The following is a 23,587-nucleotide window of genomic DNA, read 5'->3' on the forward strand; positions in this document are numbered from 1 at the left end:
GCGCGAGCGCGCTATCGGAATTTGCCTTCGCGACGCTGCCGCTTATCGCACAGCGCCGCAAAGGCAAACAGCACAACAGTTACATGTTCGGATAGTTCGGCCCGCCACCGCCTTCCGGCGTAACCCACACGATATTCTGCGTCGGATCCTTGATATCGCAGGTCTTGCAGTGCACGCAGTTCTGCGCATTGATCACGAGTCGCTCGTTGCCTTCGTCGTTCTTCACGAACTCGTACACGCCAGCCGGGCAATAGCGCGACTCCGGTCCGGCGTAGGTCTGCCAGTTCACGTTGACCGGTACGGTCGGATCTTTCAGCGTCAGATGCGCCGGCTGATTTTCCTCGTGATTCGTGTTCGAGATGAACACCGATGAGAGCCGGTCGAACGTCAGCTTGCCGTCCGGCTTCGGATAAGTGATCGGCTTGCACTGCGAAGCCGGCTTCAGCATCTCGTGGTCGGAATGCTGATGATGCAGCGTCCAGGGCACGTTACCGCCGAGCAGCTTCTGCTCGACGCCGACCATCAGCGTGCCGAGGTAGAGACCCTTGCTCATCCACTGCTTGAAGTTACGCGCGCGATACAGCTCGGTGTAGAGCCACGACGTCTTGAAGGTTTCCGGATAAGCGGTCAGTTCGTCCGACTGACGGCCGGCTTGGACGGCGGCGAACGCGGCGTCGGCGGCGAGCATGCCGGTCTTGATCGCGGCGTGCGAACCCTTGATGCGCGACGCGTTCAGGAAGCCCGCGTCGTCGCCGACCAGCGCACCGCCCGGGAACACCAGCTTCGGCAGCGACATCAGACCGCCCGCGGTGATCGCGCGCGCACCATACGACACGCGCTTGCCGCCTTCGAGAATCGCGCGGATCGCGGGATGCGTCTTATAGCGCTGGAATTCCTCGAACGGCGACAGATACGGATTCGAATAGCCGAGGCCGACCACGAAGCCGACCACGACCTGGTTGTTGTCCATGTGATAGAGGAACGAGCCGCCGTACGTGTCGTTTTCGAGCGGCCAGCCGGCCGTGTGCATCACCAGACCCGGCTGGTGCTTCGCGGGATCGATCTCCCACAGCTCCTTGATACCGATGCCGTACACCTGCGGATCGACGCCGTCGCGCAGCTTGAACTTCTCGTTCAGCTGGCGGCCGAGGTGGCCGCGCGCGCCTTCGCAGAACAGCGTGTACTTCGCGTGCAGTTCCATGCCGAGCTGGAAGTTCTCGGTCGGCTCGCCGTCCTTGCCGATGCCGAGGTTGCCGGTCGCGACGCCCTTGACCGAGCCGTCGTCGTTGTACAGCACTTCAGCGGCCGGAAAGCCCGGGAAAATCTCGACGCCGAGCGCCTCGGCCTGTTGGCCCAGCCAGCGCGTCACGTTCGCGAGGCTGATCACGTAGTTGCCGTGGTTCTTGAAATTGTCCGGAAGCGCCCAGTTCGGCACGCTCTTCGCGCCCGTCGCCGACAGAAACAGGAAGCGGTCTTCGGTCACCTCGACCGTCAGCGGCGCGCCTTTGTCCTTCCAGTCCGGGATCAGCTCGGTCAGCGCGCGCGGATCCATCACCGCGCCCGACAGAATATGCGCCCCGATCTCAGAGCCTTTTTCGAGTACGCATACGCCAAGCTCGACGCCTTGTTCGGCGGCGCGCTGCTTCAGACGAATGGCAGCCGACAGGCCCGCAGGGCCGCCGCCGACGATGACGACGTCATACTCCATCGACTCGCGCGGGCAATACTGCTCAATGAGACTTGCGGGGGTCATTGATGCTCCTCTTACCGTTAGAATGCTTTTTTCGGGTTCGTATTGTGGGCGATCGATCCCTGCGCCGCAACCCAAAAGCCACAGATTAGCACGAGCGTACTATTTCATGATACGGTATAGACCCTAGTCGCGGTCGTACCAAACCCCGTCAACCGCAGTTGTCCTTACAACCGAACAAGGAAAGACAATGGGCCGTTCGATCAATCTGGAAGGCAAGGTCGCGCTGATCACTGGCGCCTCGAGCGGGTTGGGCAAGCGCTTCGCGCAGGTGCTGTCGCAGGCGGGCGCGAAGGTCGTGCTTGCGAGCCGACGTACCGAGCGGCTCAAGGAGCTGCGTGCGGAAATCGAGGCGTCCGGCGGCGCCGCGCACGTGGTGTCGCTCGACGTGACCGACTACCAAAGCATCAAGTCGGCGGTCGCGCACGCGGAAACCGAAGCCGGCACCATCGATATCCTCGTCAATAACTCGGGCGTGTCGACTACGCAGAAGCTGTCCGAGGTCACGCCGGCGGACTTCGAATACGTGTTCGACACCAATACGCGCGGCGCTTTTTTCGTCGCGCAGGAAGTCGCCAAGCGCATGATCATGCGCGGCAACAACGCACAGAAGCCGTCGTACCGGATCATCAACATCGCGTCGATGGCGGGCTTGCGCGTGCTGCCGCAAATCGGCCTGTATTCGATGAGCAAGGCCGCGGTCGTCCACATGACGAAGGCGATGGCGCTCGAGTGGGGCAAGCACGGCATCAATGTGAACGCGATCTGCCCCGGGTATATCGACACCGAGATCAACCATCACCACTGGTCGACCGATCAGGGGCAGAAACTGATTGCGATGCTGCCGCGTCATCGGGTTGGCAAGCCGGAGGACCTCGACGGGCTGCTCCTGCTGCTCGCGGCGGACGAATCGCAATTTATCAACGGCTCGGTGATCGCCGCCGACGACGGTTTCGGGCTCGCGTGAGCGGGCCGTCCTAAGTTTCAACAGTCAGGCAGCAAAAGGAAGAACGGAAGTACAGCATGAGCGATTTTCACGCAGTTTTCGAAATGACGATGCCGATTCGATGGGGCGACATGGACGCCTTCGGTCACGTGAACAACACGGTTTATTTCCGCTACATGGAGCAGGTGCGGATTTCCTGGTTCGAACAGATGGACTTTCTCGGCGAGCGCCCGGACGGCCAGGGGCCGGTGATCGTCAATGCGTCGATGGAGTTTCTGAAGCAGCTGCACTATCCGGGCGACGTGATCGGCCGGATGTCGGTGGCCACGCCGGGGCGCAGCAGCTTCGATACGGCTTTCGAGCTTCTGCGTGCCGATGAGCCGGATACGCTCTATGCGCGGGGCGCCGCGCGATGCGTGTGGATCGACTACGCGGCAGGCAAGTCGATGCCGGTGCCCGACGTGCTGCGCGCGGCCATCGAGAGCGCGGCGCTCGTCAAGGCCGCCTGACGGCACTCCCTGAGCGCGCGATCGCGCGCCTCATACTCCCTTTCTCTGTCAGTTTCCGAGCAGCCGCTGCAACAGCTCGGTCGCATTGCCCGTATCGTATTTACGCATGAGCCGCGCACGGTAGACGTCGACCGTGCGCGGGCTGATGTCGAGCACGCGGCCGATCTGCTTGCTGGTCTTGCCCGTCACCAGTTGCGCGGCGATTTCGCGCTCGCGCGGCGTCAGTTCCACGGCAACCCGGCGGGTCGCGCTCAGATCCTCGAAGGTCCAGACACCCGCCGCGTGCGGGTCGGTGCGCTGCTGCGCGCGGCCCGTCACGTGACACCAGAACAGCTCGCCGTTCGCGCGTTTCATGATGCGGTCGTCCGCGTAACTGCCTTGCGCGGTCATGATCGGCGGGATGCGCGCGCCGATCCGCTCGAACTCATCCGTCGATGGGTACAACACCTGGAATGACTGACCGATCAGCGCGTCGCGCGCGTAGCCGAAAATCGACGCGAGTTCGTCGTTGCAGTCTTCGATGGTCCGCTCGCGCGACAGCACGAGTCCGATCGGCGCGAGGTGAAAGGCAGTGCGGTAATCCAGGGCGGGCATGGGCGGGGCGGCAAGTACTTATGTATTTTTGCGTATTGTGCCGTATGGCGGGGCCAGCGTACTCTTGCGGGCAGATGACAACGCGGCGCATGCCGCGGATGACTACTAGAATGACGTAGCGGTATCGTGAGGCGACGTGAAGTTCGCCAGTTGCGATATCAGCCGCAATGATCCGGCGGCCTGCATACAGGTTTGGTTTCGGGTTTCCATAGAGGAAGGGACATACAGATGAACAAAGTCTATCCAGGCGCCGCCGAGGCGCTGAAGGACATCGTCAAGGACGGGCAGACGTTCGCCGTCGGCGGCTTCGGCTTGTGCGGCATTCCAGAGGCGCTGATCGCGGCGCTGCGCGATTCGAAGGTGCGGGGCATCACCTGCATCAGCAACAACGCGGGCGTCGACGGTTTCGGCCTCGGCCTGCTGCTCGAGACGCGTCAGATCAGGAAGATGATCTCGTCGTACGTCGGTGAGAACAAGGAGTTCGAGCGCCAGTACCTGTCCGGCGAACTCGAGCTCGAATTCACGCCGCAAGGCACGCTCGCCGAGAAACTGCGCGCGGGCGGCGCGGGCATCCCGGCGTTTTTCACGAACACCGGCTTCGGCACGCAGATCGCCGAGGGCAAGGAAACCCGTCAGTTCGGCGAGAACCACTACGTGCTCGAACATTCGCTGACCGCCGATATCGCGCTCGTCAAGGCGTGGAAGGCCGACAAGGCCGGCAACCTGATCTATCGCCGCACCGCGCGCAACTTCAATCCGATGTGCGCGATGGCGGGCCGCATCACCGTCGCGGAGGTCGAAGAGATCGTCGAAGTGGGCGAACTCGATCCGGACGCGATCCATACGCCTGGCATCTTCGTGCAGCGCATCGTGCTGAATGCGCATCCGGAAAAACGCATCGAACAACGCGTCGTCCGCGCGAAAGGAGACTGATCATGGCTTGGACTCGTGACGAAATGGCCGCGCGCGCGGCGAAGGAACTGCAGGACGGTTTTTATGTGAACCTCGGCATCGGCTTGCCGACGCTGGTCGCGAACCACGTGCCGGCGGGCGTCGAAGTGTGGCTGCAGTCGGAGAACGGTCTGCTCGGCATCGGCCCGTCGCCGACCGAAGACGAAGTCGACGCGGACCTGATCAACGCCGGCAAGCAGACGGTGACCACGCTGCCCGGTTCGTCGATTTTCTCTTCGGCGGATTCGTTCGCGATGATTCGAGGCGGCCACATCAATCTGGCGATTCTCGGCGCGATGCAGATCAGCAAGAAGGGCGACCTCGCGAACTGGATGATCCCGGGCAAGATGATCAAGGGCATGGGCGGCGCGATGGACCTGGTCGCGGGCGTCAAGCGCGTGGTCGTACTGATGGAGCACGTCGCCAAGGGCGATCAGCACAAGATCCTCGAAGAATGCACGCTGCCGCTGACGGGCGTGGGGGTGGTCGACGAGATCATCACCGATCTCGGCGTGATCGAAGTGACCGAAAACGGCTTGAAAGTGACCGAACTTGCACCTGGAGTGAGTGTCGACGAAATCAAGGCGAAGACCGGCGCACCGCTCGATGTGAGCGCGGTGAGCTGACGAGGGTTCAAACGCCGCTGCGCGCGTCGATGCGACCACGCGGCGGCAACGATGTTTTCGGACGGGCGAGACGCGAGTCTCGCCCGTTCTATTTTTTTGGCGCGCGGCGCCGGATGCGCCGGACGGTTTGCACGACCTTCCTACGCCTTCTGGCCGATGCTTGCCGCGCGACGAAGCGGTTTACAATCGTTCGCAGCCCAATCCGCAGCGTCTTTGCAAGGACACCAGATGAGCGCAACGACTTCCGCTTCCCCCACCGGGCGGCCCGAGCCGCGTCAACGTTACGTGCAGTGCGCGAGCGCTGCCGGCCTGCATCGCGTCGCCTACACCGAGTGGGGCGATCCGGACAATCCGCGCGTGCTGCTGTGCGTGCACGGACTGACACGATCGGGGCGCGATTTCGACCGGCTCGCTGCCAACTTCGCGGAAACCTATCGCGTGGTGTGCCCGGACGTGGTTGGCCGGGGCTTGTCGTCGTGGCTCGCGAACCCCAACTTATATGCGGTGCCGCAGTACGTCGCCGACATGGTCACGCTGATCGCGCGGCTCGACGTCGACACCGTCGACTGGTTCGGCACCTCGATGGGCGGCCTGATCGGCATGGGGCTCGCCGGTCTGCCGGACACCCCGATCCGCAAGCTGCTGCTGAACGACGTCGGGCCGCATCTGGAGCCGGTCGCGGTCAAGCGCATCGGCGATTACCTCGGCAAGCCCGCACGCTTCGATACGCTGCAGCAGGGTGTCGACTACGCGGCGCAACTCGCGCAGGGCTTCGGCCCGCTGACGCCTGACGAATGGCGCGAAATCAATTCGCCGTTGCTGCGCGAAGACGACGGCGCGTGGGTGCTGCGCTATGACCCGCGCATCGCCCAGCCGTTCGAGGCGGTCACCGAGGAAGCGGCGAAGCTCGGCGAAGCGGCGCTGTGGCATTCGCTCGCGTCGTTTCAGGGGCCGGTGCTCGTGGTGCGCGGCGAGCATTCGGATTTGCTGTCGCGTGAAACAGTCGCAAAGATGGTGGCGGCCGGGCGTGCCGTAGCGAGCGTGGAGATCGCGGGCGTCGGTCATGCGCCGGCGTTTCTCGCGGCGGACCAGATCGCGCTCGCGAGGGAGTTCTTCATCGGTTCGGCCGCGAACGGGTCATAATATTGAGTTCCGCATGAAGCTTTTATCAGCAGTGTCGTGCGGCATGTAGTTCGATCAACCCTCAGCTCAGGACATTTCATGGCAGTCATTCGTTATCACGTCGGCAAGCGTCTCTCGGAAATGGCCGTGCACAACGGCACCGTGTACCTCGCGGGTCAGATCGCCGAGGACGACGATCAGGACATCACCGGCCAGACGCGTGAAGTGCTCGGCCACATCGACCGTCTGCTCGCTGAAGCGAACAGCGACAAGTCGCTGCTGCTGTCGGTGCAGATCTATATCTCGGACATGGCGCATTTCGCCGGCATGAACGCCGTGTGGGACGAGTGGGTCGCGCAGGGCGACACGCCGCCGCGCGCGACCGTCGAGGCAAAGCTCGCGAATCCGAAGTGCCTCGTCGAAATCGTCGTGATCGCGGCGCAGCGCAGCTGACTTGCGGTTGCGAGGCCGCACCGTTGCTGATTTTCCGTTGAATCGTCTGGCCCGGCGGGCCGTCGCACCATGAATACCGAAACCGTTCCGAACGCGCCTCACCCCCATCGTTCCTTCGACGAAGCGATGGCGTTCGTGCGCGAACATGCGGGCGAGGTGCGGCTGTCGTCGGGCGAATTGCTCGCGGATCACGCGGCGGGCACCGCGTCGATCATGCGCAAGCTCAACGTCGATCCGCCGGCGGTGCTGGCCGCGGCGCTGTTCGCGCTAACACCGCATCTGCACGATCCGGAGCGGGTGATCGCCGACAACTTCGGCGAAGAAGTCGCGCAACTGGTCGGCGACGTGCGCAAGCTGCTGCGGCTCGGCACGGTCAGTTTGCGTGCGGCACAAAACGCGATGCCCGAGGCCGGGCGTGACGCGCAGGCTGCGCGCCGCGCGCAAGTCGAGGCGCTGCGCAAAATGCTGCTCGCGTTCGCGCAGGACATTCGCGTCGTGCTGATCCGCCTCGCGTCGCGGCTGCAATCGCTGCGTTACTACGCAGCCGCGAAGATCACGCCGTCGCCGGACGTCGCGCGCGAAACGCTCGATATCTACGCGCCGCTCGCAAACCGCCTCGGCATCTGGCAATTGAAGTGGGAGCTCGAGGATCTCGCGTTCCGTTTCGAGGAGCCGGACACCTACAAGCGCATCGCGAAGCTGCTCGACGAGAAGCGCGTCGAGCGTGAGAGCTATGTCGCGCAGGCAATCGAACGCCTGCAGCAGGAGCTGGCCGCCGCGCATATCCGCGCCGAAGTGAGCGGCCGGCCGAAGCATATCTACAGCATCTGGCGCAAGATGCGCGGCAAGCAGCTCGACTTCGCGGAGCTGTACGACGTGCGCGCGTTTCGCGTGATCGTGCCGGACATCAAGGACTGCTACACCGTGCTCGGCATCGTGCACAACCTGTGGCAGCCGGTACCGAAGGAGTTCGACGATTACATCTCCCGGCCGAAGCCGAATGGCTACAAGTCGCTGCACACGGTCGTGATCGGCGACGACGGCCGCGCGTTCGAAGTGCAGATCCGCACGCAGGAAATGCATCGCTTCGCCGAATACGGCGTTGCCGCGCACTGGCGCTACAAGGAAGCGGGTGCGCGCGGCTATGGCGGCACGTTCACCGCGAGCGAGAAATACGACGAGAAGATCGCCTGGCTGCGACAGCTGCTCGCATGGAAGGACGAGGTGTCCGAGGGTGAGCATGGCGAAGCGGGCGCGGTGCAGCCATGGGAGCAGTTGCGCCAGGCGACGCTCGACGACGATCACATCTACGTGCTGACGCCGCAGGCGCGCGTGATTCCGTTGCCGCACGGCGCGACGCCGATCGACTTCGCGTATCACCTGCACAGCGAGCTTGGGCATCGTTGCCGCGGCGCGCGCGTCGACGGCGTGATGGTGCCGCTCAACACCGCATTGCAGAACGGCCAGACGGTCGAGATCGTGGCGGTGAAGGAGGGCGGTCCGTCGCGCGACTGGCTCAATCCGCAACTTGGCTATCTGCAAAGTGGGCGAGCGCGGCAGAAGGTGCGCGCGTGGTTCAATGCGGTCGAGTTGGAGGAGCACATCGCGAACGGTCGCGCGATGGTTGAAAAAACCCTGCAGCGTGAAGGCAAGACCTCGGTCAATCTTGATCAGTTGGCCGCGCGGCTTGGTTTCAAGGCCACCGACGACCTGTTCTCCGTGGTCGGCAAGGAGGAATTCAGCCTGCGGCTCGTCGAGCAGGCGCTGCACGACGCGCCGCCGCCCGAGCCCGAGGTCGAGGCACCGGAAAAATTCGAGAAACGCAGCAGTGGCGCGAGCGTCGCGCGCGGCGCGTCTACCGGCGTGCTGGTGGTCGGCGTCGATGCACTGCTCACCCAGCTCGCGCGCTGCTGCCGCCCCGCGCCGCCCGACGATATCTGCGGCTTCGTCACGCGCGGCAAGGGCATGTCGGTGCATCGCAGTGACTGCGCAACGTTCCGCCGCATGGCAGAGCGCGCGCCGGAGCGTGTGCTGCAGACCGCGTGGTCGGCTGACGTGATGAGCGGCCGCGGCCAGTCCGTCTACCCGGTCGATCTCAGCATTGAGGCGACGGACCGACAGGGCTTGCTACGTGATATCTCCGAAGTGTTCGCGCGGGAAAAGATGAACGTGATCGGCGTGAAGACGCAATCGCGCCGCAATGCCGCGTTCATGCAATTTACCGTCGAGGTATCGAGCTCTGCGCAGATCCAGCGCGCGTGCACGTTGCTGGGCGAAATCACGGGAGTGGTGCGGGCGACGCGCAAGAACTGAGGCCGGGACGATTGAAAAAAGGCCTGCTGACGGCGAGACGAATTAAAGTCGCTGCATAAAAGTACTTGCCAAGCTGCGATATACCCCATATACTCTCGTTTCTTCAGGCTCGTAGCTCAGCTGGTTAGAGCACCACCTTGACATGGTGGGGGTCGTTGGTTCGAGTCCAATCGAGCCTACCAACGAAATGAAATTCCGGCTTCGCCGGGGTTTCGCAAACTGCAGTAAGCGCTTGGAGCGCAAAAAGGCGAATACGGTTATGACACCGCGAACGTTGACCGAAACCACTTCGGAACGACGCTAGTCGAGGACCACTTTCGCCAGTGATGTTTGCATAAAATGTGAATGCGGCCCCTCGAAAGCGGGGCCGCATTTTTTTTTGTCTTTTTGACCCTGGTTGTATGTGCCGCCGCCGGTCGGCACCACGGAGAACGCAATGGTTTCGATACGTTTGCCTGACGGTTCTGTTCGACAGTACGAGCATCCGGTGACCGTCGCCGAAGTGGCCGCTTCGATCGGCCCCGGCCTCGCGAAAGCCGCACTCGGCGGAAAGATCGACGGGGAGTTGGTCGATACCTCCGCGCTGATCGATCGCGACGTGGCGCTCGCCATCGTCACGGAGAAGGACGCGGACGGACTCGATATCATCCGCCACTCGACGGCGCACCTGCTCGCGTATGCGGTGAAGGATCTGTACCCCGAAGCGCAAGTTACGATCGGCCCGGTCATTGACAACGGCTTCTATTACGACTTCTCGTACAACCGTCCTTTCACGCCGGAAGACCTCGAAAAGATCGAAAAACGCATGCAGGAGCTCGCGAAGAAGGACGAGCCGGTGTCGCGTCGCGTGGTGTCGCGCGACGAAGCGGTCGAGTACTTTAAGAGCATCGGCGAAAAGTACAAGGCCGAAATCATCGAATCGATCCCGGCCAGCGACGAAATCAAGCTGTACTCGCATGGCGGCTTCACGGACCTCTGCCGTGGCCCGCACGTGCCGTCCACGGGCAAGCTCAAGGTCTTCAAGCTGATGAAAGTCGCGGGTGCCTACTGGCGTGGGGACTCGAAGAACGAGCAGTTGCAGCGCATTTACGGCACGGCCTGGACGAAGAAGGAAGACCAGGAAGCGTACCTACACATGCTCGAAGAGGCCGAAAAGCGCGACCATCGGAAGCTGGGCAAGCAGCTCGACCTGTTCCACATGCAGGACGAGTCGCCGGGCATGGTTTTCTGGCATCCGCGCGGCTGGACGCTGTGGCAGCAGGTCGAGCAGTACATGCGCCGTCGCGTGAACGACGCCGGCTACCTTGAAATCAAGACGCCGTTGATCATGGACCGCTCGCTGTGGGAAGCCTCAGGACATTGGCAAAACTATCGTGAAAATATGTTCACGACCGAGTCGGAAAAGCGCGACTACGCGATCAAGCCGATGAACTGCCCCGGTCACGTACAGGTGTTCAACCACGGTCTGCGCTCGTATCGCGATCTGCCACTGCGTTACGCGGAGTTCGGTTCGTGCCATCGCAACGAATCGTCGGGCGCGCTGCATGGTCTGATGCGCGTGCGCGGCTTCGTGCAGGACGACGCCCATATTTTTTGTACTGAAGACCAGTTCATCAGCGAATCGATCGCGTTCAATACACTGGCGATGAGCGTCTACCGCGACTTCGGCTTCGACAACGTCGAGATCAAGCTGTCGCTGCGTCCGGATGCGCGCGCCGGTACCGCCGAAACGTGGGATCGCGCGGAGCAGGGGCTCCGCGAGGCGCTGACGGCCTGCGGCGTCACGTGGGAAGAACTGCCCGGCGAGGGTGCGTTCTATGGCCCGAAGGTCGAGTATCACATCAAGGACGCGCTCGGCCGATCGTGGCAGTGCGGTACGCTGCAGCTCGACATGGTGCTGCCGGAGCGTCTGGGCGCCGAATACGTCGCCGAAGACAACAGTCGCCGTCGCCCGATTATGTTGCACCGGGCAATTGTCGGATCGATGGAACGCTTCCTCGGAATTCTGATCGAGCACCATGCTGGTGCAATGCCCGCCTGGCTCGCGCCGATGCAGGTCGTCGTGATGAATATCGCGGAAAGCCAGGCCGAATATGCGCAGTCGCTAGCCCAATCGTTGCAAAAACAAGGGGTTAGAGTCGAGGCTGATTTGCGCAACGAGAAGATTAGCTATAAAATACGCGAGCACACGCTGGAAAAGGTGCCGTACCTACTGGTGGTCGGCGACAAGGAGCGTGAAGCACAAACGGTAGCCGTGCGTGCCCGTGGTGGTGTCGATATGGGTGTGATGCCTGTTGACGCCTTCATTGAGCGTCTGCGCCAGGACGTGCAGTCGTTCAACTAATCCACTTGGTACCCGGCTCGTTTTTTTTAATTTTTAGAGGAAACGTAACATCGCTACTGATAAGTCTGCGCACCGCATCAACGGTGAAATTACAGCACCCGAGGTGCGACTGGTCGGCGTCGAGAACGAACCGCTCGGCATTGTGAAACTCGCTGATGCGTTCCGCATGTCGGAACAGCAGGACGTGGATCTGGTCGAAATCGCCCCGCAGGCGGTTCCGCCGGTTTGCCGCTTGATGGACTACGGCAAGTTCAAGTACCAGGAAGCGAAGAAGCAACACGAGGCCAAGCTCAAGCAGAAGGTCATCCAGGTCAAGGAAGTCAAATTCCGCCCGGGTACTGACGACGGTGATTACAACGTCAAGCTGCGCAACCTCGTCCGCTTCCTCGAAGACGGCGACAAGACGAAAATCACGTTGCGTTTCCGTGGCCGCGAAATGGCTCATCAGGAAATCGGCATGCGCATGCTCGAACGCCTGCGCACCGATCTCGACGAAGTCGGTCAGGTCGAGCAGATGCCGAAAATGGAAGGGCGCCAGATGATCATGGTGCTCGCTCCGAAGAAAAAGAAGTAAGCACGAAGCAGTTGGCCGGAGCGGCGGCGTGCCATGTGGCCCGCGCTCCGGTAGCGCAAGGTTGTTTGATGCTGTGCTAGGTGTCCAGCGCGGTGTTGGAAAGTTTCGGAACGTCGCGCATGCAAGGGCGCAGTCGTTCCCGAAAAGCGGCCGCTGGCGGTATCGGCGGTCTGCATACCAAGTGGAATGGGTTTCGAAGGGCGGGAAATGGTCATCTGGCCGACCGCACACCCATGTCCATCTAATAATGGAGTTGTCATGCCGAAGATGAAGACCAAGAAGAGCGCTGCAAAGCGCTTCGTGGTGCGTCCGGGCGGTACCGTCAAGCGCGGTCAGGCCTTCAAGCGTCACATTCTTACTAAGAAGACCACCAAGAACAAACGCCATCTGCGCGGCTCCACGGCAGTTCATGATTCCGATCTGAACTCCGTTCGCGCAATGCTGCCGTTCGCTTAACCCTTAACCGACACTCATAGGAGCGAAACATGCCTCGAGTAAAACGTGGGGTTACCGCACGGGCCCGTCACAAGAAGATCATCAAGCTGGCCAAGGGTTACCGCGGCCGTCGCAATAACGTCTATCGCATCGCCAAGCAGGCGGTCATGCGCGCAGGCCAGTACGCCTACCGCGATCGCCGCAACAAGAAGCGTGTGTTCCGCGCACTGTGGATCACGCGTATCAACGCGGCGGTGCGTCAGCACGACATGACGTACAGCGTGTTCATCAACGGCCTGAAGAAGGCGTCGATCGAACTGGACCGCAAGGTGCTGGCCGACATGGCTGTGTTCGACAAGGCTGCTTTTGCTGCGATCGTTCAGCAGGTGAAAGCCGCCGTTGCAGCCTGATTGCGCTTCTGGCAATTAAAACTGCGTGGTTCGTTGCAGCGAACATCCGGTCGTCTCGGTGACGCTGCAACAAAAACGGGGCTCCTCACCGAGCCCCGTTTTTGTTGGTAGAACCAGTTTTGTTTCGATAGAACACTGACGTTGAAATGATGGGATCAATGGATCTGGACCAGATTGTCGCCGACGCGCAAAAAGCCTTCGCAGAAGCCCCCGACGTCACCACCCTCGAGAACGAGAAAGCGCGCTTTCTCGGTAAGGCGGGTGCGCTGACCGAGCTGTTGAAGGGTCTTGGCAAACTCGCTCCTGAAACGCGCAAGACAGAAGGCGCTCGGATCAACCTCGTCAAGCAACAGGTCGAAGCGGCGCTGACGGCACGTCGTCAGTCGCTCGCCGACGCGCTTCTGAACGAGCGCCTCGCCGCTGAAGCGATCGACGTCACGCTACCGGGCCGCGGCGCCAATGCAGGCAGCCTGCACCCAGTGATGCGCACCTGGGAGCGCGTCGAGCAGATTTTCCGTACGATCGGATTCGACGTGGCCGACGGCCCCGAGATCGAAACCGACTGGTACAACTTCACTTCGCTGAACAGCCCGGAAAACCATCCGGCGCGTTCCATGCAGGATACCTTCTACGTCGACGGCAAGGACGCCGACGGCCGCCCGCTGCTGCTGCGTACGCATACGAGCCCGATGCAGGTACGCTACGCGCGTACCAACACGCCGCCGATCAAGGTGATCGTGCCCGGCCGCACGTATCGCGTGGATAGCGACGCCACGCATTCGCCGATGTTCAACCAGGTCGAAGGCCTGTGGATCGACGAAAACATCAGCTTCGCGGACCTGAAGGGTGTCTATACCGACTTCCTGAAAAAATTCTTCGAGCGCGACGACATTCTCGTGCGCTTCCGACCGTCGTATTTCCCGTTCACCGAACCGTCGGCCGAGATCGACATGCAGTTCGAAACGGGCAAGAACGCGGGCAAGTGGCTCGAAATTTCGGGCTCCGGCCAGGTGCATCCGACAGTGATCCGCAACATGGGTCTGGACCCGGAGCGCTACATCGGCTTCGCTTTCGGCAGCGGCCTCGAGCGTCTCACGATGCTGCGTTACGGCGTGCAGGACCTGCGCCTGTTCTTCGAAAACGACCTGCGTTTCCTGCGTCAATTCGCATGAACCGGCGCGCACGAGCGTGACAAAGCATAGAACGTGGTAGCGCACCCGGTGCGCACCGCGAGCGTCCCCGGCAGAGCTCGCTGAACCGGCGCAAGATCACCGGCTTTACGAAGAGATTACCGGCTTTACGAAGCACCTGCCGGACGTGGACCTAACCTGATCAGAACGTACACAGAACCATGCAATTTCCGGAATCCTGGCTCAGAACTTTTGTCGATCCGCGACTGACCACCGACGAGCTGTCGCACGCGTTGACGATGGCGGGTCTCGAAGTCGAAGACCTGCGGCCGGCCGCGCCGCCGACCTCGAAGATCGTCGTCGGCCAGGTGCTGGAAGTCGTCAAGCACCCGGATGCGGACAAGCTCAACGTGTGTCAGGTCAACGCCGGCACCGGCGCGACGCTGAACATCGTATGCGGCGCTCCGAACGTGGCGCCCGGCATCAAGGTGCCGGTCGCGCTGGTCGGCGCGCAACTGCCGCCGGCCGAAGAGGGCGGCGCACCGTTCGCGATCAAGCTGTCGAAGCTGCGCGGCGTGGAAAGCCAGGGCATGCTGTGCTCGGCGCGCGAGCTGAAGCTCTCCGAAGATCACAGCGGTCTGATGATCCTGCCGGAAGATACGCCGATCGGCCAGGACATCCGCGAGACCCTCAACCTCGACGACACCGTTTTTGAAATCAAGCTGACGCCGAACAAGGCCGACTGTTTGTCGGTTTTCGGCGTCGCGCGCGAAACGTCGGCGATTACCGGCGCGCCGTTGCGCCCGCTCGACATCAAGCCGGCTCCAGTCAAGCTCACTGAAACCCTGCCCGTGAAAATCTCGGCGCCCGATCTGTGCGGCCGTTTCTCGGGCCGCGTGATCCGCGGCGTCAATGCGCGCGCGAAGTCGCCGCAATGGATGGTCGAGCGTCTCGAGCGCTCAGGCCAGCGCAGCATCTCCGCGCTCGTCGACATCTCGAACTATGTGATGCTCGAGCTGGGGCGTCCGTCGCACGTGTTCGATCTCGACAAGATCCACGGCGGCATGGACGTGCGCTGGGCCCGCAAGGGTGAAACGCTGAAGCTGCTGAACGGCAACACGGTCGAGCTCGATGAAACGGTCGGCGTGATCGCCGACGAGCAGCATATCGAAAGCCTCGCGGGCATCATGGGCGGCGACAGCACCGCGGTCACGCTCGACACCACCAATATCTATCTCGAAGCCGCATTCTGGTGGCCCGATAGCATTCGTGGCCGCTCGCGCAAGTACAACTTCTCGACCGATGCAGGTCATCGCTTCGAGCGCGGCGTCGACTACGCGACGACCGTCGATCATATCGAGCGCATCACGCAGTTGATCCTCGACATTTGCGGCGGCGAAGCGGGTCCGGTCGACGATCAGATCGTCAACGTGCCAAAGCGCGCGCCCGTGAAGATGCGCGTTTCGCGCGCGAACCGCATCATCGGCGTCGCGATCGGCGCCGATGAAATCGCACAGATCTTCACGCGCCTCGGCCTGTCGTTCGAGCGCGACGGCGATACGTTCTCGGTGATGCCGCCGTCGTACCGCTTCGATATCGAAATCGAAGAGGACCTGATCGAAGAAGTCGCACGTATCTACGGCTTCGAAAAGATTCCGGCGCGCCCGCCGGTCGCGACCAGCGAAATGCGCCCGACCAACGAGACGCAACGCTCGATCCACGCGATCCGGCATGCACTCGCCGCGCGCGACTACGCGGAAACGGTAAACTTCAGCTTCGTCGATGCCGAGTGGGAGCAGGACTTCGCAGGCAACAGCAACCCGGTGCGTCTGATCAACCCGATCGCGAGCCAGCTGTCGGTGATGCGTACGACGCTGTTCGGCAGCCTGATCCATGTGCTGCGCACGAACCTGAACCGTCGCGCGGCGGACCGTGTACGCGTGTTCGAAGCGGGCCGCGTGTTCCTGCACGATCCGTCGATCAAGGCCGGCGAGCTGACCGTCGAAGGTTTCGCGCAGCCGAAGATGATCGGCGCGCTCGCTTATGGTCCCGCGCTCGACGAGCAGTGGGGCGCACCGACGCGTGCTGTCGACTTCTTCGACGTGAAGGGCGACATCGAAGCGCTGGTCGCGCCGGCGGTCGCGCGGTTCGTGAAGGCCGAGCATCCGGCGCTGCATCCGGGACGCAGCGCGCGTATCGAATTGAATGGTCGCGCAGTGGGCTGGATTGGCGAATTGCATCCGCGCTGGATGCAAAAATATGATTTGCCGCATGCGCCAATTCTGTTTGAAATCGAAGCGGAAGCATTAATGCAGCGGGTATTGCCGATTCCGTCGGAAGTTTCAAAATTCCCGCCGGTACGACGTGATATTGCGGTGGTCGTCGATCAGAAAATCGAGGTTCAGGCGCTGCTCGACGAGCTGCAGAAGGCCCAGTCCGAGCCGGCCTGCAAGGCTGTCCAGAAGATTGCACTTTTCGACGAATTTCGTCCAAAATCAAACACTTCCGGTGGTCTGGCCGCGCACGAGAAAAGCCTTGCGTTCCGGGTGACCTTGCAAGATACTGGCGGAACCCTTCAGGATGAAACGGTCGATCTGGCTATTCAAACTCTGGTGGAACGTCTGGCTCGAGTATATGGCGCACGGTTGCGCGGATAACCCGCATTTATCATTTGCACGGCTGTTTCCGCATCCATTGTTTTACGCTTGGCGCGCCATTTGATAGATATGAATGAAATGAACTCGAGTGATTTCGAAGCCCTTCTTACGGCGCAACGCAGCGCCATGATTCGAGAAATTCCGACATCACCCGCCGTCGTTTCCAATGAAACGCCGACGCTCACCAAGGCGGAACTTGCCGAGTTGCTGTTCGACAATGTCGGGCTCAACAAGCGGGAAGCGAAGGACATGGTCGAGGCGTTCTTCGAGGTGATCCGCGATGCGCTCGAGAGCGGCGACAGCGTCAAGCTGTCGGGTTTCGGCAACTTCCAGTTGCGCGACAAGCCGCAGCGTCCCGGCAGAAATCCGAAGACGGGCGAGGCGATTCCGATCGCGGCGCGTCGCGTGGTGACGTTTCATGCAAGTCAAAAGCTGAAGGCGCTCGTCGAAAACGGCGCCGAAGCGAGCTTCGCGCGCTGATCGACTGGCGCGCTTCCGGGCAACCCATCACGGCTAACTGACGATGACAGCGACGATCGAAAAAGTCGTCTTGCCTCCGATTCCGGCGAAGCGCTACTTCACGATTGGTGAGGTCAGCGAACTTTGCGGCGTGAAGCCCCACGTGCTGCGTTACTGGGAGCAGGAGTTCACCCAGTTGAGGCCGGTCAAGCGGCGCGGCAATCGTCGGTATTATCAGCATCACGAGGTGCTGCTGATCAGGCGGATTCGAGAGTTGCTGTACGAGCAGGGTTTTACGATCAACGGGGCGCGCAACCGGCTCGATTCGCATAGCGGCGGTGGGCCGGAAGCGGCGGTCGAAGAAGGTGAGGCCGCCGGCGCAGCCGCGGGGCAGGTGCAGGCATCGGCGGCAACGGTTGCTGTCGATGTCGAGAAGTTGCGCGAGGAACTGCAGAGCGTAATCGATCTGCTGGGCCACTAGTTCCATCGGCTCGTTCGTTTTGTTCGCGTCGGGCAGTTCTAATCGAATGAAGTGTCTGTTATAATTTTTTTTCTGTTCGGGGCGTAGCGCAGCCTGGTAGCGTACCTGCATGGGGTGCAGGTGGTCGGAGGTTCAAATCCTCTCGCCCCGACCAAGATCAAAAAGGACTTACGGTGAAAGCCGTAAGTCCTTTTTTCTTGCCCGTCGCGGATAACTGCGACGCCGCTCGTCTCCGTCAAGCAGGTCGCCTCATGATCAGACCTGCGCGAGCGAAACCGCAGCCCCCAGCGCCACGAACCGCTCCAAATGATGATCCTCATCCCCAAGCTGATGATCGATGATCACGAGCCGCTTCGCGTAATGCGCAAGCGGCAACTCCCAGGTCATGCCGATCCCGCCATGCAACTGGATGCATTCCTCCGCGACTCGCGTGCCGATCCGGCCGATGCTGTACTTCGCCGCCGACACCGCGCGCTCGCGCGCATTGCGTTCACCATCGAGCACTGCCGCCGCATTGATCACTGCGGAGCGCGCCTGCTCGATTTCGAGCAGCAAATCGGCCATGCGATGCTGCAATGCCTGGAAGCTGCCGATCGGCACGCCGAACTGCCTGCGCGTGCGCAGATAGTCGAGCGTGTAGTCTTTCGCGACGTCCATGGCGCCGACGGCTTCCGCGCACAGCGCGAGCACGCCGCAGCTCACCGCATATTCGAGCGTCGCAAAGCCCTGGTCCACTGAGCCGAGCACGGAGTCGTCGCCGAGCGTGACATTGTCGAGCGTCACTTCGGCCGCGCGTCCTCCGTCGATCTTCCGATAGCCGCGCACGCTCACACCCGCCGCGTCCCCCGGCACCAGAAACAGCGTGATGCCGGCTTCCGCATCGTCATCGCCGCACGTGTGTGCCGAGACGAGGAACACCTGAGCATGCTCGCCATGCTGAACGACGGCCTTCGCGCCATGCAAAGTCCACACGCCGCTGTTGCCCTCAACGCTGCGCCGCGCGCGCGTCGTTGCGACCCGAGCCAGTTCGTAGTGACTGTCCGGTTCGCCATGCGCGAGCGCAACGATTCGCGAACCGTCGATCAACGAGCCGAGCGCCGCTTTTTGCGCGTCACTGCCGCTGCGAGCGATCGCCCGTCCGACGATCAGCGTATCGAGAAACGGCTCGACGACGAGCCCCCGGCCGATACTCTCGAACACGACGGAAATATCGAAGCCGCCGCCGCCAAAACCGCCGCTCGCTTCATCGAACAGTGCGCCGATCACGCCAAGCTCCGCGAAGCGCGCCCACAGATCGGGGCTGAAGCCTTGCGTCGAGCGCGCGATCTGATCGCGCGTCGCGAAGCCGTACTGCTCGCTGATAAACCGGTTCAGCGTATCCGCCAGCATGCGGCGATCTTCGGTGTGCTGGAAATTCATGACGTGCGCCTTTTACAGTCCGAGGATCATTTTGGAAATGATGTTCTTCTGGATTTCGTTCGAGCCGCCGAAGATCGACAGCTTGCGATTATTGAAGTACTGCGACGCGGCACTCGCGGCTTCGTCCGGGCCGACCGGCACGCCATCGAAGCCTTCGTACAGCGCTTCCTCGACGAATGGCTGCGCATAAGCGCCCATCGCGCGCCGCGTCAGCGACGAGATTTCCTGACGGATTTCGGTGCCGCGAATCTTCAGCATCGAACTCTCGGCACCGGGCACGCCGCCGCCCGCCACGGCTGCGATCACGCGCAGGTTGGTCGTCTTCATGTTCTCGAGGTCGATCTCGACGCGCGCCATGCGTGCCGCGAACGCGGGATCCTCGGCGAGCGGCCGGCCATTGCGCAGCTGTTTCGCGGCGATCTTGCACAGACGATTGAACGCGGCGACCGAAAAGCCGACGCCCGCGATATTGGTGCGCTCGTACGTAAGCAGATATTTTGCGTAAGTCCAGCCCTTGTTCTCCTCGCCGACGAGATTGTCGGCAGGCACGCGCACGTCGGTGAAAAACACTTCGTTGACTTCATGCTCGCCGTCGAGCGTGATGATCGGCCGCACTTCGACGCCCGGCGTGTTCATGTCGATCAGCAGAAAGCTGATGCCTTCCTGTTTGCGCACGTCGGTCGCGGTGCGCACGAGGCAGAAGATCATGTTCGCGTAATGCGCGAGCGTGGTCCACGTCTTCTGGCCATTGACGATGTAGTGTTCGCCCTGCGCATCCTTGCCGCGCACCGCCGTCGTCTTGACCGACGCAAGGTCGGAGCCCGCGCCCGGCTCCGAATAGCCCTGGCACCACCAGTCGGAACCATCGAGAATGCGCGGCAGCCAGTGACGCTTCTGCGCGTCGCTGCCGTACCTGATCAGCACCGGCCCGAGCATGTTGACGCCGAACGGTACGACGCGCGGCGCGCCGGCCAGCGCGCATTCGTTCTCGAAGATGAACTTCTGCACCGCGTTCCAGCCCGGGCCGCCGAACTCCTTCGGCCAGTGATTCGCGAGCCAGCCTTGCGCGTTCAGAATCGCGTGCCACCCGGCCATGTCGTCGCGCGTCAGACGCCGGCCGCCGTGCACCTTGTCGGCGAGGCGTCGCGGCAGCTTGTCGCGCAAAAACGCCAGCACGCTGGCGCGAAACGCTTCTTCTTCGGGGGTGAAGTTCAGATCCATCGCAGTCGTTCCGTCCGGTTCGTGGCGGCTCAGGCCGTCGTGTTCAGGCTCGCGAAATCCGCTCCGCGCTCGACCAGTTCGACGAGCAGCGGCGACGGCCGCCAGAACAGCGGGTCTTCCTTCGCGAACTCGCGGATGTCGGCGAGGATCGTCGCCAGCCCGACGCTATCCGCGTATTTCATCGGACCGCCGCGGTAGCGCGGAAAGCCGTAGCCGTACAGCAGCGTCACGTCGACGTCGAGCGGGCGCAGCGCGATGCCTTCGTGCACGACGTTCGCGCCTTCGTTGATCATCGCGGCCATATAGCGGCGCATGATCTGCTCGTCGGTGAAGCTGCGCGGCGTGACGCCCGCGCGCTTGCGTTCGGCGTCGATGATCGCCTCGACTTCGGGATCGGGGATGCCGCCGCGCGATCCTTCGGGGTACAGATAGAATCCGCGGCCGGTCTTCTGGCCGAACCAGCCACGCTCGCACAGGCGGTCGGCGATCTGCACGTAGCGTGCGTTCGGGTCGCGCGTGGCCGCGCGGCGTTTGCGCGCCGCCCAGCCGATGTCGCCGCCCGCGAGATCGACCACCTGGAACGGGCCCATCGGCAAGCCGAACGCGCGCACGGCCGCGTCGATCTGATACGGCGACGCACCGTCTTCCATCAGCGCGTCCGCGGCGGCGCGATAGACGGCGAGCAGCCGATTGCCGATGAATCCGTCGCACACGCCCGCGCGCACCGGCGTCTTGCGCAGCTTCTTCGCGAGCTCGAACGCGGTCGCGACGACGTCGGCGCTGACCTGCTTCGGCACCACGACTTCGAGCAGCTTCATGATGTTGGCGGGGGAGAAGAAGTGCAGACCGATCACGTCGGCGGGGCGCGAGGTGCTGGCCGCGATCGCTTCGATATCCAGATACGACGTGTTGGTCGCGAGCACCGCGCCGGGCTTGCAGACACGATCGAGCTCGGCGAACACGGCCTTTTTGACGCCGAGATCTTCGAACACGGCTTCGATCACGAGGTCGACGTGAGCAAGCGCATCGTACGACGTGCTGCCGCTCCAGCGCGCCATCGTCGCGGCTTTCTTCTCGGCGGTGAGGCGGCCCTTGGCGATCAGCCCGTCGTAGACCTTGTCGATGTGCGCGCGGCCGCGCGCGAGCGACGCTTCGTCGCGTTCGATCATCGTGACGGGCAGACCCGCGTCGAGCACCGCGACCGCAATGCCCGCGCCCATCGTGCCGCCGCCGATCACGCCGATCGCCCCGAGCGCGCGCGGTTTCGCGTCGCGCGTTTCGGGCGCTTTCAGCACTTCGCGCTCGGCGAAGAACGCGTGCACGAGACCTGCGCGCTGCGGGCTGTCGAGGCATTGCAGGAACAGCTTGCGTTCGAACTTCAGGCCTTCGTCGAAGGGCTGTTCGATCGCGGCTTCGACCGCGTCGACGATTTTCAGCGGCGAGAACAGGCCGCGCGCTTTCTTCGCGGTTTCGTCTCGCGCTTTCGCGACGGCGGCGAGGCTCGCGGCGCGATCGCTCAATGCGGCGGCGTCGCGCGTACGACGCACCGGCGCGTGCGCGGCGAGCAGTTCGTGCGTGTAGGCGAGTCCTTCGGCGAGGATGTCGCCGCTGTCGCCGAGACGGTCGATCAGACCTAGCGCGAGCGCTTCCTTCGCGCTCGCATGACGGCCGCTCAGGATCAGATCGAGCGCGGCCGGCGCGCCGATCAGGCGCGGCGTGCGTTGCGTGCCGCCCGCGCCGGGCAGCAGACCGAGCTGCACTTCGGGCAGGCCGAGCTTCGCGCCGTCCACGGCGATCCGGTAATGCGCGGCGAGCGCCACTTCGAGCCCGCCGCCGAGCGCGGCGCCATGCAACGCGGCAATCACGGGTTTCCCGCAGGCCTCGATGCGATTGCACACCTCCGGCAGCGAAGGCGGCACCGGAGGCTTACCAAACTCGCGAATATCGGCACCGGCGATGAAGTTGCGCCCCGCGCCGACGATCAGCACGGCTTCGACGGCGCGCTCGGCGTCGGCGGCTTCGATCGCGTCCAGCAGGCCGCGCCGCACCTCGGCGGAGAGCGCGTTGACCGGCGCGTGGTCGATCGTGACGAGCAGTACCTTGCCGCGCAATTCGCGCGTGACGACGTCGGCTGAAGGGGATTGATTCATCGTGGGTGTCTCCGTATCCAGGGTGGCGAAGTGCGCCGGATCGTCCCATTCTGGAGTGGTCAACGTTCATTGACAATCACATGGTTGATTGACAGACTGTCAAAATTATTTTGACAACGATGCGGCCATGGACGTCAACTCGCTGACCCTGCTCGTCGACATCCTCGACGCCGGCAATCTGAGCGAAGCGGCGCGCCGGCTCAAGATGAGCCGCGCGAACGTTAGCTATCACCTGAACCAGCTCGAGCGTTCCGTGGGCCTGCAATTGGTGCGGCGCACCACGCGCCGCGTCGAGCCGACCGAGATCGGTCTGCGGCTCTACGAGCACGGCCGCACTATTCGCAACGCGTTGCTGGCCGCGCGCGAGTCGGTGGCGACGCTGGGCCAGAGCCTGCAGGGGCGGGTGCGGCTGAGCGTGCCGAGCGGCTATGGCCAGCTCGTGATGTCCGACTGGCTGATCGCGTTCAAGCGGTTGTATCCGGGCATCGTGCTAGACGTGATGTTCGAGAACCGCGTCGAGGATCTGATGCGCGACGAAATCGACATCGCGGTGCGCGTGATGTCGGAGCCGCCGCAAAACCTCGTCGCGCGGGACATGGGGCCGGTCCGGTACGTGGCCTGCGCATCCCCCGAATTCGCGCGGACGCACGGCATGCCCGCGACGCTCGACGACCTGCGCGCCGCGCCGCTGATTACCGCGGCCGTGATCGGCAAGCAGTTGCGGCTCGCCGCATATTTGCGCGACGAGCGTCATGAAGTGCTGCTCGAACCGACGATTATTTCCGAGAACTTTCTATTTTTACGGCAGGCGGTGCTGGCCGGTCTGGGCGTCGGACTCGTACCCGACTATGTGGTGCAGGACGATCTGAAGCGCGGCGCGGTGCTGACCGCGCTCGATGCCTGGCGGCTCAGCATCTTCGGCACCCACATGTACATGCTGTACATGCCGAACCGGCACCACACGCGCGCGGCCGCGACGTTCATCGACTTCGTGCTGGAGCAGGCGCAGGGCTCGGGCAGGGGCGCTGCGAACTGAAGCGGCG

The 23,587-nt window shown here is 62.7% G+C and carries 21 protein-coding genes and 2 tRNA genes; 18 read left to right on the forward strand and 5 right to left on the reverse strand.

The window, feature by feature from the left end; translation table 11 throughout:
* Positions 1–79 precede the first annotated feature (79 nt).
* Entirely contained in the window at positions 80–1,753 is a 1,674-nt protein-coding gene (locus ACLFKU_RS00150) for an electron transfer flavoprotein-ubiquinone oxidoreductase (RefSeq protein ID WP_410847794.1), read from the reverse strand.
* A gap of 187 nt (positions 1,754–1,940) precedes the next feature.
* Between ACLFKU_RS00150 and ACLFKU_RS00155 the strand changes: the two genes are divergently transcribed.
* Entirely contained in the window at positions 1,941–2,717 is a 777-nt protein-coding gene (locus ACLFKU_RS00155) for an SDR family oxidoreductase (protein WP_013089927.1), read from the forward strand.
* A gap of 56 nt (positions 2,718–2,773) precedes the next feature.
* On the forward strand, positions 2,774–3,205 hold the full coding sequence (locus tag ACLFKU_RS00160; protein ID WP_018435249.1) for an acyl-CoA thioesterase: 432 nt from the start codon (positions 2,774–2,776) through the stop codon (positions 3,203–3,205).
* 48 nt (positions 3,206–3,253) lie between these two features.
* Here ACLFKU_RS00160 and ACLFKU_RS00165 read toward each other — a convergent pair whose 3' ends face one another.
* Positions 3,254–3,799, reverse strand: a complete 546-nt coding sequence (locus tag ACLFKU_RS00165) for a LuxR C-terminal-related transcriptional regulator (RefSeq protein ID WP_410847795.1) — start codon at positions 3,797–3,799, stop codon at positions 3,254–3,256.
* A 228-nt stretch (positions 3,800–4,027) separates the two neighbouring features.
* On the opposite strand from ACLFKU_RS00165, the gene ACLFKU_RS00170 reads away from it, so the two are divergent.
* From ACLFKU_RS00170 to ACLFKU_RS00240, 15 genes are all read left to right on the forward strand, one after another.
* On the forward strand, positions 4,028–4,732 hold the full coding sequence (locus ACLFKU_RS00170) for a CoA transferase subunit A (protein ID WP_368586525.1): 705 nt from the start codon (positions 4,028–4,030) through the stop codon (positions 4,730–4,732).
* Positions 4,733–4,734: 2 nt separating this feature from the next.
* On the forward strand, positions 4,735–5,376 hold the full coding sequence (locus ACLFKU_RS00175; RefSeq protein ID WP_013089923.1) for a CoA transferase subunit B: 642 nt from the start codon (positions 4,735–4,737) through the stop codon (positions 5,374–5,376).
* A 228-nt stretch (positions 5,377–5,604) separates the two neighbouring features.
* Entirely contained in the window at positions 5,605–6,519 is a 915-nt protein-coding gene (locus ACLFKU_RS00180) for an alpha/beta fold hydrolase (protein WP_410847796.1), read from the forward strand.
* Between the two features lie 78 nt (positions 6,520–6,597).
* Positions 6,598–6,951, forward strand: a complete 354-nt coding sequence (locus tag ACLFKU_RS00185; RefSeq protein ID WP_018435253.1) for a RidA family protein — start codon at positions 6,598–6,600, stop codon at positions 6,949–6,951.
* Positions 6,952–7,020: 69 nt separating this feature from the next.
* Positions 7,021–9,264: a RelA/SpoT family protein gene (locus ACLFKU_RS00190; protein ID WP_410847797.1), complete on the forward strand. Its 2,244-nt coding sequence runs from the start codon at positions 7,021–7,023 to the stop codon at positions 9,262–9,264.
* 105 nt (positions 9,265–9,369) lie between these two features.
* Positions 9,370–9,446, forward strand: a tRNA-Val gene (locus ACLFKU_RS00195).
* Between the two features lie 254 nt (positions 9,447–9,700).
* Positions 9,701–11,608, forward strand: a complete 1,908-nt coding sequence (gene thrS, locus ACLFKU_RS00200) for a threonine--tRNA ligase (RefSeq protein ID WP_410847798.1) — start codon at positions 9,701–9,703, stop codon at positions 11,606–11,608.
* A 49-nt stretch (positions 11,609–11,657) separates the two neighbouring features.
* Entirely contained in the window at positions 11,658–12,182 is a 525-nt protein-coding gene (gene infC / locus ACLFKU_RS00205) for a translation initiation factor IF-3 (RefSeq protein ID WP_075643713.1), read from the forward strand.
* Positions 12,183–12,440: 258 nt separating this feature from the next.
* On the forward strand, positions 12,441–12,638 hold the full coding sequence (gene rpmI, locus ACLFKU_RS00210; RefSeq protein ID WP_006052501.1) for a 50S ribosomal protein L35: 198 nt from the start codon (positions 12,441–12,443) through the stop codon (positions 12,636–12,638).
* Between the two features lie 29 nt (positions 12,639–12,667).
* Positions 12,668–13,027 carry a 50S ribosomal protein L20 gene (gene rplT / locus ACLFKU_RS00215; protein WP_006052502.1) on the forward strand — a complete coding sequence of 120 codons (360 nt, stop codon included), beginning with the start codon at positions 12,668–12,670 and terminating at the stop codon, positions 13,025–13,027.
* A gap of 158 nt (positions 13,028–13,185) precedes the next feature.
* Positions 13,186–14,199: a phenylalanine--tRNA ligase subunit alpha gene (gene pheS, locus ACLFKU_RS00220; protein WP_410847799.1), complete on the forward strand. Its 1,014-nt coding sequence runs from the start codon at positions 13,186–13,188 to the stop codon at positions 14,197–14,199.
* Between the two features lie 179 nt (positions 14,200–14,378).
* Positions 14,379–16,814: a phenylalanine--tRNA ligase subunit beta gene (pheT, locus tag ACLFKU_RS00225; RefSeq protein ID WP_410847800.1), complete on the forward strand. Its 2,436-nt coding sequence runs from the start codon at positions 14,379–14,381 to the stop codon at positions 16,812–16,814.
* A gap of 69 nt (positions 16,815–16,883) precedes the next feature.
* Complete coding sequence (locus ACLFKU_RS00230; protein WP_176108086.1) at positions 16,884–17,294, forward strand: integration host factor subunit alpha; 411 nt, start codon at positions 16,884–16,886, stop codon at positions 17,292–17,294.
* Between the two features lie 43 nt (positions 17,295–17,337).
* On the forward strand, positions 17,338–17,754 hold the full coding sequence (locus tag ACLFKU_RS00235; protein ID WP_368586520.1) for a MerR family transcriptional regulator: 417 nt from the start codon (positions 17,338–17,340) through the stop codon (positions 17,752–17,754).
* 77 nt (positions 17,755–17,831) lie between these two features.
* Positions 17,832–17,908, forward strand: a tRNA-Pro gene (locus tag ACLFKU_RS00240).
* Positions 17,909–18,009: 101 nt separating this feature from the next.
* Here ACLFKU_RS00240 and ACLFKU_RS00245 read toward each other — a convergent pair.
* The 3 genes from ACLFKU_RS00245 to ACLFKU_RS00255 are packed head-to-tail and all read right to left on the reverse strand — an operon-like array spanning position 18,010 to position 22,544.
* Positions 18,010–19,173 carry an acyl-CoA dehydrogenase family protein gene (locus ACLFKU_RS00245; protein WP_410847801.1) on the reverse strand — a complete coding sequence of 388 codons (1,164 nt, stop codon included), beginning with the start codon at positions 19,171–19,173 and terminating at the stop codon, positions 18,010–18,012.
* Between the two features lie 12 nt (positions 19,174–19,185).
* A complete protein-coding gene (locus ACLFKU_RS00250; RefSeq protein WP_410847802.1) occupies positions 19,186–20,394 on the reverse strand; it encodes an acyl-CoA dehydrogenase family protein in 1,209 nt (402 codons plus the stop codon).
* Positions 20,395–20,423: 29 nt separating this feature from the next.
* A complete protein-coding gene (locus tag ACLFKU_RS00255) occupies positions 20,424–22,544 on the reverse strand; it encodes a 3-hydroxyacyl-CoA dehydrogenase NAD-binding domain-containing protein (protein ID WP_410847803.1) in 2,121 nt (706 codons plus the stop codon).
* A 127-nt stretch (positions 22,545–22,671) separates the two neighbouring features.
* Between ACLFKU_RS00255 and ACLFKU_RS00260 the strand changes: the two genes are divergently transcribed.
* On the forward strand, positions 22,672–23,580 hold the full coding sequence (locus ACLFKU_RS00260; RefSeq protein WP_368586516.1) for a LysR family transcriptional regulator: 909 nt from the start codon (positions 22,672–22,674) through the stop codon (positions 23,578–23,580).
* The last annotated feature ends 7 nt before the right edge of the window (positions 23,581–23,587 follow it).

This window comes from Paraburkholderia sp. EG304 (genome assembly GCF_046543485.1).
Lineage (GTDB): Bacteria > Pseudomonadota > Gammaproteobacteria > Burkholderiales > Burkholderiaceae > Paraburkholderia > Paraburkholderia youngii.

Excerpts from the sequence above, each read along its gene's own strand:
- ACLFKU_RS00170 (WP_368586525.1), top strand. The coding sequence starts at position 4,028 with ATGAACAAAGTCTATCCAGGCGCCGCCGAGGCGCTGAAGGACATCGTC.
- ACLFKU_RS00165 (WP_410847795.1), bottom strand. The coding sequence starts at position 3,799 with ATGCCCGCCCTGGATTACCGCACTGCCTTTCACCTCGCGCCGATCGGA.
- thrS (WP_410847798.1), top strand. The coding sequence starts at position 9,701 with ATGGTTTCGATACGTTTGCCTGACGGTTCTGTTCGACAGTACGAGCAT.
- rplT (WP_006052502.1), top strand. The coding sequence starts at position 12,668 with ATGCCTCGAGTAAAACGTGGGGTTACCGCACGGGCCCGTCACAAGAAG.
- ACLFKU_RS00190 (WP_410847797.1), top strand. The coding sequence starts at position 7,021 with ATGAATACCGAAACCGTTCCGAACGCGCCTCACCCCCATCGTTCCTTC.
- ACLFKU_RS00235 (WP_368586520.1), top strand. The coding sequence starts at position 17,338 with ATGACAGCGACGATCGAAAAAGTCGTCTTGCCTCCGATTCCGGCGAAG.
- ACLFKU_RS00160 (WP_018435249.1), top strand. The coding sequence starts at position 2,774 with ATGAGCGATTTTCACGCAGTTTTCGAAATGACGATGCCGATTCGATGG.
- rpmI (WP_006052501.1), top strand. The coding sequence starts at position 12,441 with ATGCCGAAGATGAAGACCAAGAAGAGCGCTGCAAAGCGCTTCGTGGTG.
- pheS (WP_410847799.1), top strand. The coding sequence starts at position 13,186 with ATGGATCTGGACCAGATTGTCGCCGACGCGCAAAAAGCCTTCGCAGAA.
- pheT (WP_410847800.1), top strand. The coding sequence starts at position 14,379 with ATGCAATTTCCGGAATCCTGGCTCAGAACTTTTGTCGATCCGCGACTG.
- ACLFKU_RS00155 (WP_013089927.1), top strand. The coding sequence starts at position 1,941 with ATGGGCCGTTCGATCAATCTGGAAGGCAAGGTCGCGCTGATCACTGGC.
- ACLFKU_RS00255 (WP_410847803.1), bottom strand. The coding sequence starts at position 22,544 with ATGAATCAATCCCCTTCAGCCGACGTCGTCACGCGCGAATTGCGCGGC.
- ACLFKU_RS00180 (WP_410847796.1), top strand. The coding sequence starts at position 5,605 with ATGAGCGCAACGACTTCCGCTTCCCCCACCGGGCGGCCCGAGCCGCGT.
- ACLFKU_RS00260 (WP_368586516.1), top strand. The coding sequence starts at position 22,672 with ATGGACGTCAACTCGCTGACCCTGCTCGTCGACATCCTCGACGCCGGC.
- ACLFKU_RS00230 (WP_176108086.1), top strand. The coding sequence starts at position 16,884 with ATGAATGAAATGAACTCGAGTGATTTCGAAGCCCTTCTTACGGCGCAA.
- ACLFKU_RS00150 (WP_410847794.1), bottom strand. The coding sequence starts at position 1,753 with ATGACCCCCGCAAGTCTCATTGAGCAGTATTGCCCGCGCGAGTCGATG.
- ACLFKU_RS00175 (WP_013089923.1), top strand. The coding sequence starts at position 4,735 with ATGGCTTGGACTCGTGACGAAATGGCCGCGCGCGCGGCGAAGGAACTG.
- ACLFKU_RS00250 (WP_410847802.1), bottom strand. The coding sequence starts at position 20,394 with ATGGATCTGAACTTCACCCCCGAAGAAGAAGCGTTTCGCGCCAGCGTG.
- ACLFKU_RS00245 (WP_410847801.1), bottom strand. The coding sequence starts at position 19,173 with ATGAATTTCCAGCACACCGAAGATCGCCGCATGCTGGCGGATACGCTG.
- ACLFKU_RS00185 (WP_018435253.1), top strand. The coding sequence starts at position 6,598 with ATGGCAGTCATTCGTTATCACGTCGGCAAGCGTCTCTCGGAAATGGCC.